The following is a 14,609-nucleotide window of genomic DNA, read 5'->3' on the forward strand; positions in this document are numbered from 1 at the left end:
GTCCGGGGACACCGGACCGGCCGCCGCGACGTCCCCGCGCATCTCAGGGCGCATCTCGGGACCTACCTTCATCAGGCCTTCGGGCCGCCGGCCACGTAGATGATCTGGCCGCTGACGAACGAGGACCGCTCGTCGGCGAAGAACGACACGGTCTGCGCGATGTCCTCGACCGCACCCGCGCGCTGCACCGGGATGTCCTTGGCGCGGGCGGTCTTGAACTCCTCCCAGTCCACGCCGAGCCGCTCGGCCGTCGCCTTGGTCATCTCCGAGGCGATGAAGCCGGGTGCGATGCAGTTCGCGGTCACGCCGAACTTGCCCAGCTCGATGGCCAGCGTTTTGGTGAAGCCCTGCAGGCCGGCCTTGGCGGTCGAGTAGTTCGCCTGGCCGCGGTTGCCCAGCGCCGAGGTCGACGACAGGTTCACCACCCGGCCCCACTGCGCCTCGACCATGTGCTTCTGCACCGCGCGGGTCATCAGGAACGCCCCCTTGAGGTGCACGCCCATCACGGCGTCCCAGTCGCCGTCGGTCATCTTGAACAGCAGGTTGTCCTTGGTGATGCCGGCGTTGTTGATCAGGATCGTCGGGGCGCCCAGCTTCTCCGTGACCACGGCGACGGCCTGCTCGACGGCCGCGCTGTCGGACACGTCGGCGCCGAACGCCGCGGCGGTGCCACCGTTCTGCTCGATCGTCTCGACGGTCGCCTTCGCGGCCGACTCCTCCAGGTCGAGCACGGCAACCTTGTGCCCGTCCGCCGCGAGCCGGATCGCGGTCGCGGCGCCGATGCCGCGCGCTCCCCCGGTGACGATCGCGGTGCGCTGCTGCTGGCTCGGGGTCATGTCTCTCCTCGCGTGCATCCGGTGTGGTTCGCCCGGGACACCCGTCCCGGTGCGGCACAGCATCGCCCGCTCGAGCCGGCGACGCCGCCGCAGTCGATCGTGTCACTCCGGACCGGCCGGTGGGCGCCGATCGGTGCGGTGTTGCTCACCCCGGACGTGGAATGCCGCATCGAGGGGCATCCGAGCAACTAACGTCGCAGTGTTCCGTTCCCGACCAGGAAGGCCTTCCATGGCCGTCGAGCGTTCCGAACCACCCTTCCGGCTCGCACTGCCGGAGCCCACCGAGTCCTACGAGCAGGACGTCGAGTACTGCGTCGTGGACACCGGGACCGGCTGGACCGAGTACCGGTTCCACGACTACGACCGGCTCTACACGATCCCGGGACTCTACGAGAAGCTCTTCTACGACGTCCTGCAGTGCTGCTCGCCCGCCGTGGTGTGCGACCTGCTGGCCGAGCAGCTGTCCGCCGAGCGCGTCGACCCGGCCGGGCTGCGGGTGCTCGACGTCGGGGCCGGGAACGGCATCGTCGCCGAGGAGCTGCGGGAACGCCGCATCGGGAAGGTCGTCGGCGTCGACATCATCCCGGAGGCCCGGGTGGCCGCCGAGCGTGACCGCCCGGGCACCTACGCCGACTACCACGTGGTCGACCTCACCGCCCTGGACGGCGACGAGTCCGCCTCGATCGCCTCCGGCGGCTTCGACGCGCTGACCTGCGTGGCCGCGCTCGGCTTCGGCGACATCCCGCCGGAGGCGTTCCGGGTCGCGTTCGACATGGTCGCGGTGGACGGTTTCGTCGCGTTCACCCTGCGCGACGACTTCCTGAGCGACGGCGACACCTCCGGTTTCGGCGGCCTGGTCAAGTCCATGCTCGACTCCGGGGAGCTCGAACAGCTGGGCTCCACCGTCTACCGGCACCGGCTCGCGACCACCCGCGACCCGCTGTTCTACCGCGCCGTGGTGGCCCGCAAGCGCCGCCCGCACACCGGCTGAGTCCCACCGGCTGAGCCCCGGGCCCGCCCGCGTCGATGCAGCGCCGCACCGGTGCGGGCCGCGGTGGGATCGCCCACTCGAACGTGTGCCGGGCAACGCGCCGGGCAACGGTCCACCGGAGAGCCACTGCCCACCCCGAGGAGGATTCGTGGCGCACGCCGCAGCTCCCTCGCCCACCCGGCCGGGACGGGCCGGGGCTACCGCCCGCCCGCGCCTCGCCGGGGTGGACGCCGCCCGCGGGATCGCGCTGCTCGGCATGATCGCCGCGCACGCCCTGCTGGTCACCGACGACTCGGGCGCCCCGAACGGCACCTACCTGGTGGTCGGCGGCCGCGCCGCGGCCCTGTTCGCGGTGCTCGCCGGGGTCGCGATCGCCTTCATGACCGGCCGCCGCCGAGCCGCCACGGCACCGGACCGGCGCGCCGCCGCCGCGGTGCTCGGGGTCCGCGCGGCCGCGTTGCTGCTGGTCGGACTGGTCCTGGGCTGGACCGACTCGGACGTCGCGGCGGTGATCCTGCCCTTCTACGCCCTGCTGTTCCTGATCGCGATCCCGCTGGTGCGGCTGCCCTCCCGGTGGCTGGCCGGCACCGCGCTCGCGGTCGCGCTGGTCGTGCCGGTGCTGTCCCAGGCGGTCCGGCCGCTGCTGCCCGAACCGTCCGGGGAGAACCCGTCGTTCGGCATGCTGGTGAGCGACCCGGGCGGGTTGCTGACCGAGCTGCTGCTGACCGGCGTCTACCCGGCGCTGCCGTGGACCGCCTACCTGGCGGCCGGGATCGCGATCGGCCGGCTGCCGATGGACCGGTCCCGCACCGCGACCCGGCTGCTCGGTGGGGGCGCCGCGCTCGCGGCCGGCGCCACCGCGGTCTCCGCGCTGCTGCTCGGCCCGCTCGGCGGGCTGGCCCGGATCGCCGCGGTCACCCCGGTCGGCGACCGGGACGCCCCCGGCATCCTCGACCACGTGATCATCTCGCCGTCCGGGACCACCCCGACGACGACCTGGTGGTGGCTCACCGCGGCGGCGCCGCACTCGTCGACCCCGCTGGACCTGCTGGCCACGATCGGCTCGTCGGCCGCGGTGCTGGGCGCGATGCTGCTGGTGTGCCGCTCGGCCGCGGTCACCCGGCTGCTGACCCCGCTGGCCGGGGCGGGCGCGATGACGCTGACCCTCTACACGGCGTCGATCGTGTTCATGAACACGATCGACGACTTCGACCCGGTCCCGGGCTTCGCACTGCAGGTGGTCGTGGCGCTGATCGCGGGCCTGGTGTGGCGGGCGGCCGGGTGGCGCGGCCCGCTGGAGGCGGTGCTGTCCGGGGGCGCGCGCGGCGCCCGGGAGCGCGCACGCGGTTAGGCTCCCTCCCGTGAGTGTGATGGAGCGATTCCGACTGGACGGCAAGGTCGCCGTCGTCACCGGTGCCTCGTCCGGGCTGGGGGTGGCGTTCGCCCGCGGCCTGGCCGAGGCGGGTGCCGACCTGGTTCTGGGTGCCCGGCGTGCCGACAAGCTGGCCGAGACCGTGACGATGGTGGAGGGGCTGGGGCGGCGCGCGGTCGCCGTCGCCACCGACGTCGCGAAGCCGGAGGACTGCCAGGCGCTGGCCGATGCCGCCGTCGGCGAGCTCGGCCGGATCGACGTCCTGGTCAACAACGCCGGCGTCGGCACCGCGGTCCCCGCGCTGAAGGAGAGCCCGGAGCAGTTCACCCAGGTGGTCGACGTGAATCTGAACGGGTGCTACTGGATGGCGCAGGCCTGCGCGCGGGCGATGGAACCGGGGGCGAGCATCGTCAACATCTCCTCGGTGCTCGGGCTGACCACCGCCGAGCTCCCGCAGGCGGCCTACTCGGCGTCGAAGGCGGGTCTGATCGGGCTCACCCGGGACCTGGCCCAGCAGTGGGCCACCCGAAAGGGAATCCGGGTGAACGCGATCGCGCCGGGCTTCTTCACCTCGGAGATGACCGACCAGTACCAGGAGGGCTACCTGGACCGGATGGCGGCCCGGATCCCGATGGGCCGGATCGGCGATCCGGAGGAGCTCACCGCGGCGGTGGTCTTCCTGGCCTCCGACGCCGGCGCCTACCTGACCGGGCAGACGGTGCCGGTCGACGGTGGGTTGACGATCACCTAAGGGCGACGGGCCTTCCCCGTCCGATCTATGGTCGTTGCACGCACCGCAACAACCGACATGAGGGAGCGCCGTGGACGACCTGCAGATCGCGAAGTCCGTCTCGATGCGAGCACCGGCCGACGTGGCCGCCGACATGGGCCTGGACCCCGACCTGCTGGAGCCCTACGGCCGTGACGTGGCGAAGGTGCGCCTCGACGCGATCGACACCCTCGCCGACCGGCCGCGGGCCAAGTACGTGATCGTCTCCGCGATCACCCCGACCCCGCTCGGCGAGGGCAAGACCACCACCACGGTCGGGCTCGGCCAGGCGATGGCGCGGACCGGCCGTAAGGCCACGATCGCCGTCCGCCAGCCCTCGATGGGGCCGACGTTCGGCATCAAGGGCGGCGCGGCGGGCGGCGGACGGTCGCAGGTCGTGCCGATGGAGAAGCTCAACCTGCACCTGACCGGTGACTTCCACGCGGTCACCGCGGCGCACAACATGCTCGCCGCCGTCCTGGACAACCACCTCTACCAGGGCAACGCGGCCGGGCTGGACCAGCACTCGATCACCTGGAACCGGGTGCTCGACATCAACGACCGGGCGCTGCGCAACGTGGTGCTCGGGCTCGGCGGGCGGATGGACGGGATCCCGCGCGAGTCGTCGTTCGACATCTCCTCGGCCAGCGAGGTGATGGCGATCCTGGCGCTGTCGACCTCGCTGAGCGACCTGCGGGACCGGCTCGGCCGGATCGTGGTCGGCTACACCGGGGAGGGCAAGCCGGTCACCGCCGAGGAGATCCGGGGCGCCGGGGCGATGGCCGCGATCCTGCGCGACGCGCTGGCCCCGAACCTGCTGCAGACCCTGGAGGGAACGCCCGCGCTGGTGCACGCCGGACCGTTCGGCAACATCGCGCACGGCAACTCGTCGGTCGTCGCGGACCTGATCGGCATCCGGAGCGGCGACTACCTGATCACCGAGGCCGGGTTCGGCGCGGACATGGGCGCCGAGCGGTTCTTCAACATCAAGTGCCGGGCCTCCGGGCTGGTCCCGGACGCCGCCGTCGTGGTCGCCACGGTGCGCGCGCTCAAGGCGCACTCGGACAAGTACAAGATCGTCGCCGGCAAGCCGCTGCCCGAGGACCTGCTCGCCGAGAACCCGGACGACGTGCTGGCCGGCGGGGCGAACCTGCGCAAGCAGATCGAGAACATGCGCGCGCACGGCGTCTCGCCGGTGGTGGCGATCAACGCCTTCCCCACCGACCACGAGTCCGAGCACCGGGCGATCGCCGCGATCGCCGAGGAGATGGGCGCGCGCTGGGCGGTGTGCACGCACTTCGCCGACGGCGGTGCCGGCGCCACCGACCTGGCCGACGCGGTCGCCGAGGCCGCGGCGGAGCCGTCGGAGTTCCGGCTGCTCTACCCGGACGAGATGCCGATCCGAGACAAGATCGAGACCGTGGCCCGGCAGATCTACGGCGCCGACGGCGTCGACTACACCCCGGTCGCGGCCCGGCAGCTGGACGGCTTCGAGACGAACGGGTTCGGGACGCTGCCGGTCTGCATCGCCAAGACGCACCTGTCGCTCTCCTCGAACCCGGCGCTCAAGGGCGCGCCGACCGGCTGGCGGCTGCCGGTGCGGGAGGTGCGGGCCTCGGTCGGGGCCGGGTTCGTCTACCCGATCTGCGGCGACATGCGCACGATGCCGGGCCTCGGCGCCACCCCGGCCGCGCACCGGATCGACCTCGACGAGCACGGGGAGGTCGCCGGCCTGTTCTGAACCCGGCAAGCTCCACTCGGTGCCGATGCTCGTTCCGCAAGCTCCACTCGGTGCCGATGCTCGTTCCGCAAGCTCCACTCGGTGCCGATGCTCGTTCCGCAAGCTCCACTCGGTGCCGATGCTCGTTCCGCAAGCTCCACTCGGCGAGCCGGGTGGGCGAACTCGTCCTAGGCTGCCCGGGTGCCCGACATCACGACGCTGATCCTGGACGACCACGCCTGGTTCCGGCGGCAGTTCGCGGCCCTCGACGAGCTGCAGGCCCGGGCCGACACCGACCCGCGGGAGCTCGCCCGGCTGTGGGACCCGCTGGCCGCGCGCCTCGACGTGCACGCGATCGCCGAGGAGAAGATCTTCTACCCGCAGCTGCTCGCGCACGCCGAGAACCCCGAGGACGAGACGCTCGACGCGATCGGCGACCACAACGAGATCCGGGACGGCGTGGCGCGCGCCGAGCGCAGCCCGGTCGGCTCCCGGGAGTGGTGGGCGGGTGTCTGGGACGCCCGCCGCGCCAACGACGAGCACATGGCCGAGGAGGAGAACGAGGGCCTGGCCGACTTCCGGCAGCACGCCGCCTCCGGGCTGCGCGAGTCGCTCGGCCTGCAGTTCGCCGAGTTCGTGGACGCCCACCCCACGACCGCGGGCCTCGACAACCGGGACAAGGACCCCGAGACCTACGTCGAGGACGTCGAGGCCCGGCTGGACGGGCCCGGACCGCGACACGGCGGGCTCGGCATCGGCAGCCTCAAGGGCACCCCGCAGTAGCCCCGTCCACTCCCGACACCCGCGCACCCACCACCGAAGGGACGCTCTCCGTGACCGTGCAGGACCACCTCCTCCGCGACAAGGCCCCGATCCCCACCACCGCGTGGACCGCGATCGACGACGAGGCCCGCGAACGCCTCACCCCGCTGCTGGCCGCCCGCCGGCTGGCCGACTGGGGCGGCACCGCGGGCTGGAACGCGTCGTCGGTGGCCACCGGGCGGTCCCGGCGCCTGGACGGCCCGCCGCCCGGGGTGGCGTCACCCGGGGCGCGGACCCGGCTGCGCGTGGTGCAGCCGCTGGCCGAGTTCCGGGTGCCGTTCACGGTGTCCCGGGACGAGATCGACGACCTGCAGCGCGGCGCCCAGGACCCCGAGTTCGACGACCTGGCCCGAGCCGCCCGGGAGGCCGCCGAGATCGAGAACCGGGCGCTGTTCCACGGCTGGCCGGACGCCGGCATCGAGGGCATCGCGGCCTCCACGCCGTACGACGTCGTGCCCCTCGGCGAGGACACCGACCGCTACCCGGGTGTGATGGCCCGGGCGGTCGACGTGCTGCGGCGCAACGGCATCGAGGGGCCGTTCGCGCTGGCGATCGGGCCGGAGGGGTTCACCCGCATCGCCGAGTCCGCCGAGCACGGCGGCTACCCGCTGTTCGACCACCTGACCCGGATCCTGGGCGGGCAGATCCTGCGCGCCCCCGGCCTGGACGGCGCCCTGGTCGTCTCCCAGCGGGGTGGGGACTTCGTGCTGGACGTCGGTCAGGACCTGGCCATCGGCTACACCGACCACGACGCCGACGAGGTCCGCCTCTACCTGGAGGAGTCCTTCACCTTCCGGGTCACCGAGCCGGACGTCGCCGTCGTGGTGCGCTGACCCGGCTCGTTCCCCGGATCCGCACGGGTTCACGTCGTCCACACGGGATCGGACCCGGTGTGGACGACGGGAACCCGTGCGGATCTGGTGCGCGCCCTCGATCGCGCTCCTAGTCCAGCAGCACGGTGCGCAGGTCCAGCCGCCGCAGCACCCGGTCGGCGGCGTGCGGGTCGACGCCCTGCTCGCGGCGCGCGGCCAGCACCTCGCCCCGGGCCGCGGACAGCGCCGCCGCCTGCGCCGCGGTGATCTTCTCCCGGGCCTCGCGCACCGCCACGACCCGGTTCCGGTCGTCCTCGGTGGTCGTCTCACCGGACAGCACCGCCTCCAGCCGTTCGACCCGCTCCCGCAGCCGGGTGCCGACCTCCTCGGGCAGGTTCTGCACCCGCCGCTCGAACTCCAGGGTGGCCATCGCGGCCCGGCGGGCCCGCAGCACGATCTCCTTCTCCGCGCGCCGCTCCGCCTCGGCCTCGTCGTCCACCCCGAGCGCGCGGACCAGCGCCGGCAGCGTGAACCCGGGCAGCAGCAACGTCACCACCAGCACCGACACCGCGACCAGCACGATCTCCTCGCGGTGCGGGAAGGGCGCACCGGACGCGGTGGTGACCGGGATGGACAGGGCGAGCGCCAGCGTCGCGAGCCCGCGCATCCCGCACCAGGACAGCAGCACGGCCTCCCGGCCGGTCCGCGGCGCGGCAGCGGCGTCGTCGGTGCGGCGCAGCAGCGTCCAGGCCGCCGTCATCCAGAGCGTGCGGACGCCGACCACCACCAGACAGACGACGGCGGCGTGCCCGAGCATCCGCGGCAGCTCGTCACCGGCGGCGGTCACGACCTGGCGCAGGTCGAGCCCGATCAGGCCGAACGCCAGGCCGGTGACCAGCAGCTCGACCACGTTCCACAACGACGACTGGGTGAGCCGCTCGGCGGCCTCGTCGGCGTCGGCCCCGGCCCGCAGCTGCAGGGCCAGCACCACGACCGCGATCACGCCGGACGCACCGACCTCCTCGGCCGCCAGGTAGGTGGCGAACGGCAGGACCAGGGTCAGGGCGCTGCGCCCGGTCGTGTCGGTCAGCCGGCCGAGCACGGTGCGCGCCAGCCAGGCCACGCCCAGGCCGATCAGCACCGCCCCGGCCGCACCGGCCACGAACCGGACACCCAACCCGAGCGGGCTCAGCTCGTCGCCGGAGACGGCCGCCAGCACCGCCGCCTGGAAGATCACCAGCGCGGTGGCGTCGTTGAACAGTCCCTCGCTCTGCAGCACCGCGATGAGCCGGCGCGGGATCGCGACCTGCCCCGCGACGGCCTCGACCGCGACCGGATCCGGCGGGGCGACCATCGCGCCGAGCGCCACCGCCGCGGTCAGCGCGATCCCGGGGATCAGCACCCAGGCGGTGCCGGCGACGGCGGTCGCGGTGACCAGCACGAGCGCGACGGCGAGCAGCGCGATCGTCCGCCACCGGGCCCGGAACACCGCCCAGGAGGTGCGTTGCGCGGTCGCATAGAGCAGCGGCGGCAGGAACAGCGGCAGGATCAGGTCGGGCTCGACCCGGAACTCGTCGGGCAGCCCCGGGACCAGGGCGACGGCGGCCCCGAACACCACCATGAGCGCGGGCCAGGGCAGCCCGAGCCGCTCCCCCACGCCGACCAGCACGACCGCGGCCAGCATCAGGCCGATCAGCACCAGCAACAGTTCCACGGCGACACGATGCCGGTCGCCGCTCGCCGGTCCCGCACCGGGCTCCGCGGCGTGTCAGGATCGGCGGCGCCCGCCCGTACCCGAGACGAGGAGGTCACCGACCGTGCCCCGCAACCCCTACGACGAGCTGCCCCCGGTCCCGTCGTTCACCCTCACCAGCGACGACGTCACCGACGGCAGCACGCTCGCCACCCCGCAGCTGTCCGGCATCTTCGGTGCCGGCGGCGAGGACGTCTCCCCGCAGCTGTCCTGGTCCGGCGCCCCGGAGGGCACGCAGTCCTATGTGGTCACCTGCTACGACCCGGACGCCCCGACCGGTTCGGGGTTCTGGCACTGGGCGGTGCTGAACATCCCCGCGTCGACGACGTCGCTGCCCGCCGGGGCCGGTGACGACGCCGGCTCCGGGCTCCCCGACGGCGCCGTGCAGCTGCCCAACGACGCGAGCCTGGCCCGGTACCTGGGCGCCGCGCCGCCGCCCGGGCACGGCCCGCACCGGTACTTCTTCGCGGTGCACGCGGTGGACGTGCGGTCGCTGGACGTCCCCGCGACCTCGACGCCGGCGTTCCTGGCGTTCAACCTCTTCGGCCACACGCTGGGCCGGGCCGTGCTGGCCGGGACGCACGCGAACCTGAGCTGACGATGCCCTCCTCCGGTGGTCCCGCCACCGCGCCCGACCCGGACGCGGTGGCGGCCGAGCTCTACCGGGTCCCGCCGGAGGAGTTCGTCACCGAGCGGGACGCCCGGGTCGCGGAGGCCCGCGCGGTCGGGGACAAGGCCGCCGCCAAGCGGATCGGCGCCCTCAAGCGGCCGACCCGGGCGGCCTGGCTGACGAACCTGCTGGTCGCCGACGCCCCCGACGACGTCGAGGGCCTGCTCGCGCTGGCCGACACGCTCGCCGACGCGCAGCGGTCGCTCGACGGCCCGGCCCTGCGGAAGGTCTCGGCCCAGCGCACCAGGCTCGTGAACGCGCTGGCCCGGCGTGCGGCCGGGCTCGGCCGCGGCGCCGGGCACCGGGTCGACCACGGCCTCGAACGCGAGGTCGGGTCGGTGCTGGAGTCCGCGCTGGCCGACCCGGGCCTGGCCGAGCAGGTGCGGTCGGGCCGGCTGGTGCGCTTCGAGCGGCACAGCGGCTTCGGGCCGATCACCCCCGATACCGGGACCCGCCGGGACGACGGGCCGACCCGTTCCGGCGAGCCGGCGTCCACCGGCGGTACCGACCGGACCGGCGATAGCGACGAGGCGGGACGCCGGGAGCAGGAACAGCGGGAGCGGGACCGTCGCCGGCGGGAGCGGCTGGTCGCCGAGGCACAGGAACGGCTCGACCGGGCTCGCACCGACGCCGACGACGCCGCCGCGGACCGCGACTCCGCCCGCGAGCGCGCCGACACCGCGGCCGCCGAGCGGGACGAGGCGCGCCGCCGCGTCGACGAGCTCGCCGAGGAGCTGGAACGCGCCCGCGACACCGCCGGTGACGCGGACCGGGCTGCCAAGGGCGCCGAGCGCAGCGCGTCCACCGCCGCCCGCCGGGCCCGGGAGGCCGATGCCGCCGTCACCCGGGCCGAGGAGAAGCTGCGCGCCGCCCGGGAGGACTGACCGGTCAGGTGCCGAACGACTGCCGCAGCTCCCGCTTGCGCACCTTCCCGGTCGCGGTGCGCGGCAGCGGCCCGTCGGTCCAGCGCAGGTGCGCCGGCACCGCGAACGCCCCGACCCGGGCGGCGACCGCGGCACGGACCGCCTCCTCGTCGGGGGGCGTACCGGGGGCGAGCCGGACCAGCGCGGCGACCTCCTCGCCGCGTCGCGGGTGCGGCACCCCGAGCACCGCCACCTCCAGCACGCCCGGCACCTCGTGGATCGCCGCCTCCACCTGCGCCGAGTAGACGTTCTCACCGCCGCGCAGCACCACGTCCTTGAGCCGGTCCACCACGTACACCCAGCCGTCGGTGACGTGGCCCAGGTCGCCGGTGCGGAACCAGCCGTCGACGAACGCCGCGGCGTCGGCCTCCGGCGCGTTCCAGTAGCCGCGCACCACATTCGGGCCGCGGAACCACAGCTCGCCGATCTCGCCGTCCGGCACCGGCTCGCCGTCCGACCCGGCGATCCGCAGCTCCGCACCCGGCGCGGGCCGCCCGACGCTGTCCGGCCGGGCGCGGTAGTCGGGGCCGGTGTTCGCGCAGATCGCCGACGTCGTCTCGGTCAGCCCGTAGCCGTTCGCCGCGCCCGCCCCCAGCTCCCGGTCGATCCGGGTGACCAGCTCCGGCGGTACCGGCGCGCCGCCCATCCCGAACGTCCGCAACGACGCGAGGTCCGCCGGGTCGGCGCCGTCGAGCAGCTCCGCGGTGGTCGACGGGACCCCGTTCGACCGGGTCAGCTGCTCCTCCCGGACGACCGCCCGGGCCGCAACCGGGTCCCACCGGTACAGCGTCGCCAGCTTCGAGCCCCCGAACACCGCGCCGACCAGGCCGTTGATCCCGGCGATGTGGAACATCGGGTACATCAGCAGCGTGCCCTGCTGACCCTCCGGGTCCCCGGTGCCCGCGTGCAGGGCGGTCGCCCGGGCCTGCATCGCCACGTTGAGCAGGTTCGTCACGTGGTTGCGGTGCGTCCCGACCGCCCCCTTCGGACGCCCGGTGGTCCCGGAGGTGTAGAGGATCGTCGCGACGTCGTCCGGCCCGGGGGCGGGCAGGTCGCCGACGTCGGTGGGCCCGTCCGTGCGCAGTCCCAGCGACGACCACTCGAGCGTCCCGGGCGGGGTCGGCCCGTCGCCGCGGACCCGGACGACCGGCACCGGCGCCGCGGCGAGCGTCGCCGCGCGCTCCGGGTCGGCCAGCACCACCCCGGCCCCGGAGTCGGTCACCGCCCAGGCCAGCTCGTCGGCGCTCCACCAGGCGTTCAGCGGGACCGCGACCAGCCCGGCCAGCTGCGCCGCGAAGAACCCGACCGGCCACTCCGGCAGGTTCCGCATCGCGATCGCCACCCGGTCGCCGGGCCGGAGCCCGAACCGACCGACCAGCACGGACGCGAGACCCGCCACCAGCGAACGATGCTCGCGGTAGGTCAGACGTTCGCCCTGGTAGACGGTGAAGGTCCGGTCGCAGGACCCGGCCGTGGACTCCCACAGCTCTCGCAGGGTGTGCGGGCCGCGCCGGTAGACCCGGACCGGCGTCCCGGCGGCGTCCTCGGTGACCAGCTCGAACTCCCCGCCCGGTGCCGTCAGCTCGGCGATCACCGGGCCGAGCCCGACCTCGTCGGCGTGCTCTCCCATCGGCGTACCTCCTGATCGAGGTCTACCCCGCCGGACGCATTCCGCGCGACCCTCGCGGAGAATCGTTGCCATGGGTAAGCGTCGTGGCGCGCTTCACGCCACGCGGCGCGACGCGTCGGTGTCGCGCTGCCTACCCTCGCACGGTGATCCGACGGTGACGGTGCAGCTACGGGAGTTCCCCTGGTGGCGGTGGGGCCTGCTCGCCGTCCTGACGGTCGCCGGCACGCTCGGGATGGACGCGCTGGACGTGCCGTCCCCGGCCCTGTTCGCCGGGCTCGCGGTCAGTACCGTGCTCGCCCTGTCCGGGCTCGGGCCGGCCCGGGTCGCCCGGCCGGCGACCAGCGGGGGCCAGGCCGTGATCGGCATCGTGATCGGGCTGCTGGCCCGCCCGGACACCCTCGTCACCGTCGCCGCCGAGGCCGTGCCGGTGTTGCTGATCAGTCTCGGGACGCTGCTGGTCAGCATGGCCGCGGGCCTGCTCATGGGCCTGCAGCGCGGCGTCACCCCGCTGACCGGGATGCTCGCCCAGACCGCGGGCGGCGCGTCCGGTCTGGTCGCGATCAGCCGCGAGCTCGGTGGCGACGAGCGGATCGTCGCGGTGATCCAGTATCTGCGGGTCGGCCTGGTGACGGCGACGATGCCGGTCGTGGCCGCCGTCGCGTACGGTGCGCAGCCCGGCGCGCCCGGCGCCGGAGGAGCGACCGGCGGGGCACCGTGGTGGGTCGGGCTCGCCGTCACCGCGGTCTGCACCGCGGTCGGGCTCCCGCTGGCCCGGCTGGCCCGGGTCCCGGCACCGTCGCTGCTCGGGCCGATGGTGGTCGCGTTGGTGCTCAGCCTGTCCGGCCTGTCGTTCGACGCGGCGGTGCCGGACCTGCTGGTCCACCTGGCGTACGCGGTGATCGGTTGGCAGGGCGGTCTGCGGTTCACCCGGCGGACGCTCGGGACCGTGCTGCGGGTGCTGCCGCTGGCCACCGTGCTGATCCTGGCCATCGTCGCGCTCTGTGCCGGGCTCGGCCTGCTGCTCTCCTGGTCCACTCCGATGACGCCGCTGGAGGGCTACCTCGCGACCACCCCCGGTGGTGTGTACGCGGTGCTGGCGATGGCGATCTCGTCCGGTGTGGACGTGACCTCGGTGGTGGCCGTGCAGGTCCTGCGGGTGATCCTGATGCTGCTGGCGGCCCCGTGGATCGCCCGGGCGGTGGGACGGTGGCTCGGCGCGGGCTCGGCCAGGTAGCCGCCGTCGCGACGCCGTGCGCGGCCTCCGATCAAGCATGCCGGCTCGCCAGGACACAGAACTCGTTCCCCTCCGGGTCGGCGAGCACGACCCAGCTCTCGTCGCCCTGGCCGACGTCGACGCGCCGAGCTCCCAGGCCGAGCAGGCGACGGACCTCCTCGCCCTGCTCCCGGTCGGTCGGGTTGACGTCGATGTGCAGCCGGTTCTTGACGGTCTCGACTTCGGCACGTGCGCGAACGTCAGCGTCGGGTGGCGCCGGGCCGCGGTGGTCCCTGCGCTCGGGAACCGCAGGCGGGCCGATCGTGACGATGCCGTCGGCCTCGTCCTCCACCCGGTAGCCGAGGACCGCGCACCAGAACCGGGCGAGGCCACCAGGATCGGCACAGTCGATCGCGAGCTCGCCGAACGTGCTGGCCATGTCGGACCTCCCGGTCGGGTAGCAGGTCGCGCCGACGACCACACGCCGGTCATGGACTGTCCAGTCGCGCGTGCTGCTGCTCGTCCTCGCCGGTCGGCCGCGGGCCCGGCTGCCGCCGCGGGCCAACTGCGTCGCCGGGCCGCCGAACCGGTGGACACGGTCGAGCTCGGCGGAGGGACTCGGGCCTCCCGATCCCGACCGCTCCGCCCGACGCGGCTTCCCCGGCGATGGCAGCATGACTGTCGGGGTTCGAATGTAGGTTCGAACCATGGTGATCGGGCAGGCAGTTCCGGAAGGGCTCGCGGTGTTGCCGCCCGGCCCGGAACTGTCCGCCCTGCTCGCCGGCCTGGATCTGTCCCAGGTGCCGAACGATGACATCGTCGACGTCCTGATCGCCCGATCCCGCCAGCTCGCCCACGACCAGGCCGCGATGTTCACCGCGCTGGCCGAAGTGGTGTGCCGGCGACCGTTCGCCGGGCCGCTGGAGGTCCGTCGCGGCGACCGGGCCGACATCTGCGGCTCCGACGAGGTACGGGCGGCGCTGTCCTGGACCCGCCGCGCCGCAGAATCCGAAACCGCCCTCGCCCTCGAACTGGTGCAGGCGCTACCGCAGGTACTCGCCGCCCTCGAGCAGGGCCTGATCGACCGGGTCAAGGCCA

General features: G+C 74.1%; 14 protein-coding genes. 10 read left to right on the forward strand and 4 right to left on the reverse strand.

Going from position 1 to position 14,609, the window contains the following annotated elements:
* Positions 1-71: 71 nt before the first annotated feature.
* A complete protein-coding gene (gene fabG, locus ACLFMI_RS26305) occupies positions 72-836 on the reverse strand; it encodes a 3-oxoacyl-ACP reductase FabG (protein WP_410950655.1) in 765 nt (254 codons plus the stop codon).
* Positions 837-1,065: 229 nt separating this feature from the next.
* On the opposite strand from fabG, the gene ACLFMI_RS26310 reads away from it, so the two are divergent.
* From ACLFMI_RS26310 to ACLFMI_RS26335, 6 genes are all read left to right on the forward strand, one after another.
* Complete coding sequence (locus ACLFMI_RS26310; RefSeq protein WP_410950656.1) at positions 1,066-1,827, forward strand: class I SAM-dependent DNA methyltransferase; 762 nt, start codon at positions 1,066-1,068, stop codon at positions 1,825-1,827.
* Between the two features lie 148 nt (positions 1,828-1,975).
* Positions 1,976-3,178, forward strand: a complete 1,203-nt coding sequence (locus ACLFMI_RS26315; protein WP_410950657.1) for a heparan-alpha-glucosaminide N-acetyltransferase domain-containing protein — start codon at positions 1,976-1,978, stop codon at positions 3,176-3,178.
* A gap of 10 nt (positions 3,179-3,188) precedes the next feature.
* Entirely contained in the window at positions 3,189-3,950 is a 762-nt protein-coding gene (locus tag ACLFMI_RS26320) for an SDR family NAD(P)-dependent oxidoreductase (protein ID WP_410950658.1), read from the forward strand.
* 70 nt (positions 3,951-4,020) lie between these two features.
* Positions 4,021-5,709 carry a formate--tetrahydrofolate ligase gene (locus tag ACLFMI_RS26325; protein WP_410950659.1) on the forward strand — a complete coding sequence of 563 codons (1,689 nt, stop codon included), beginning with the start codon at positions 4,021-4,023 and terminating at the stop codon, positions 5,707-5,709.
* 180 nt (positions 5,710-5,889) lie between these two features.
* Positions 5,890-6,471: a hemerythrin domain-containing protein gene (locus ACLFMI_RS26330; protein WP_410950660.1), complete on the forward strand. Its 582-nt coding sequence runs from the start codon at positions 5,890-5,892 to the stop codon at positions 6,469-6,471.
* A gap of 50 nt (positions 6,472-6,521) precedes the next feature.
* Positions 6,522-7,343: a family 1 encapsulin nanocompartment shell protein gene (locus ACLFMI_RS26335; RefSeq protein WP_410950661.1), complete on the forward strand. Its 822-nt coding sequence runs from the start codon at positions 6,522-6,524 to the stop codon at positions 7,341-7,343.
* Positions 7,344-7,452: 109 nt separating this feature from the next.
* Here the strand turns inward: ACLFMI_RS26335 and ACLFMI_RS26340 are convergent, their stop codons facing one another.
* On the reverse strand, positions 7,453-9,036 hold the full coding sequence (locus ACLFMI_RS26340) for a Na+/H+ antiporter (protein ID WP_410950662.1): 1,584 nt from the start codon (positions 9,034-9,036) through the stop codon (positions 7,453-7,455).
* Between the two features lie 103 nt (positions 9,037-9,139).
* Here ACLFMI_RS26340 and ACLFMI_RS26345 point away from each other — a divergent pair, with 103 nt between their 5' ends.
* On the forward strand, positions 9,140-9,673 hold the full coding sequence (locus ACLFMI_RS26345) for a YbhB/YbcL family Raf kinase inhibitor-like protein (protein WP_410950663.1): 534 nt from the start codon (positions 9,140-9,142) through the stop codon (positions 9,671-9,673).
* A 2-nt stretch (positions 9,674-9,675) separates the two neighbouring features.
* Positions 9,676-10,629, forward strand: a complete 954-nt coding sequence (locus ACLFMI_RS26350) for a hypothetical protein (protein WP_410950664.1) — start codon at positions 9,676-9,678, stop codon at positions 10,627-10,629.
* A gap of 4 nt (positions 10,630-10,633) precedes the next feature.
* Here the strand turns inward: ACLFMI_RS26350 and ACLFMI_RS26355 are convergent, their stop codons facing one another.
* Entirely contained in the window at positions 10,634-12,298 is a 1,665-nt protein-coding gene (locus ACLFMI_RS26355; protein WP_410950665.1) for a class I adenylate-forming enzyme family protein, read from the reverse strand.
* A 154-nt stretch (positions 12,299-12,452) separates the two neighbouring features.
* On the opposite strand from ACLFMI_RS26355, the gene ACLFMI_RS26360 reads away from it, so the two are divergent.
* A complete protein-coding gene (locus ACLFMI_RS26360; RefSeq protein ID WP_410950666.1) occupies positions 12,453-13,532 on the forward strand; it encodes an AbrB family transcriptional regulator in 1,080 nt (359 codons plus the stop codon).
* A 31-nt stretch (positions 13,533-13,563) separates the two neighbouring features.
* Here ACLFMI_RS26360 and ACLFMI_RS26365 read toward each other — a convergent pair whose 3' ends face one another.
* Positions 13,564-13,950, reverse strand: coding sequence for a VOC family protein (locus tag ACLFMI_RS26365; RefSeq protein WP_410950667.1), 387 nt, complete (start codon positions 13,948-13,950; stop codon positions 13,564-13,566).
* Between the two features lie 268 nt (positions 13,951-14,218).
* On the opposite strand from ACLFMI_RS26365, the gene ACLFMI_RS26370 reads away from it, so the two are divergent.
* Positions 14,219-14,609, forward strand: a 391-nt coding sequence (locus tag ACLFMI_RS26370) for a hypothetical protein (protein ID WP_410950668.1), incomplete at its 3' end; no start/stop codon positions are given.

This window comes from Pseudonocardia nantongensis (assembly GCF_046546495.1).
Taxonomy (GTDB): domain Bacteria; phylum Actinomycetota; class Actinomycetes; order Mycobacteriales; family Pseudonocardiaceae; genus Pseudonocardia; species Pseudonocardia nantongensis.